The organism is Mesorhizobium sp. P2_E7 (assembly GCF_056403855.1).
In genome coordinates, this window is the sequence record NZ_JBFUER010000016.1 from 1 (window position 1) to 1,177 (window position 1,177).

Below are 1,177 nucleotides of genomic sequence, written 5' to 3' on the forward strand. Positions count from 1 at the left end.
ACGATGACGCAGCTGTGTGCGACGTTCGGTATCTCTCGCAAGACTGGCTACAAATGGCTTGAACGCTACCGGAAGTTTGGGCCGGCAGGTCTGCATGATCTTCCGCGTGCGCCGCTCAATCACGGCCGGGCTACGCCTTGGGATGTGGTGGAGCGGATCGTTGCTATGAAAGAGGCGCACCCGCTGTGGGGTCCCAAGAAGATCATGGCCAGGCTCAAGCATGCGGAGCCTTGCTGCGGCTGGCCCGCGGTCTCGACGGCTGGTGAACTTCTGAAGCGACATGGACTTGTGGGRCGCAAGCGCAGGCGYTGGAAGGCGGCAGGCAATGGCCCATGGCCGGAGGCTTCGGAGCCGAACACGGTGTGGACCGGGACCACAAGGGCTGGTTCCGGACCCGAGACGGRTGGCGTTGCGAACCGCTGACGGTGATGGATGTGGCGAGCCGCTATCTGTTGGGGCTGGAGGCAACGAACTCGACGGCGGATGAAGAGGCCTGGCCGGTGTTTGAGCGGTTGTTCGAGGAGAATGGCCTGCCGGATCGGTTCAGAAGCGACAATGGTTCACCATTTGCATCGGCCGGCGTCACCGGGCTGACGCCACTCGCGGCGCGCTTCGTCAAACTCSGCATCGTCCTTGAGCGCATCCAGCCGGGGAAGCCGCAGCAGAACGGACGCCATGAACGTTTCCATCTGACCATGCTGCCGATGGCCAAGGCGCCGGAAGCCGACAGAACGGCCCMAGCCCAGGCTTTCGAGGCCTTCCGGCGCAGCTACAATGAGGAGCGCCCGCACGAGGCACTTGGTATGGGAACCCCAGCACAGCATTACCGGCCCTCGACCCGGCCCATGCCCAAGACTACCCCTGAGCCGGACTATCCGGCCGAGGCAGCGGTGCGCAGTGTGCGCCAGAACGGCGCCGTCAAATGGCAGGGCGCCGAAATCTACGTCTCGGCCACGCTGGCAGGCGAACCGGTTGCCATCGAAGAAACGGAGAGCGGCGAATGGGCGATGCGCTTCTATGCCCATCCGCTCGGGTTTATCGACCAGAAGCACAGSAAACTGGTTCGCCGAAGCGCCGCGCCAACCAAACCGCTTGGCGCYGCGGCGAACTCAACATAGGGCAAAACTGTTACCTATGTATCCGGTTCAAACTGTTACCCATCTATCGGCTGGACACT

At 62.9% G+C, this 1,177-nt stretch carries 1 pseudogene; it reads left to right on the forward strand.

The features are described from left to right. Positions 1-1,118, forward strand: a pseudogene (locus tag AC1DYC_RS31085) (integrase core domain-containing protein); the annotation flags it as partial. Between the last annotated feature and the right edge of the window lie 59 nt (positions 1,119-1,177).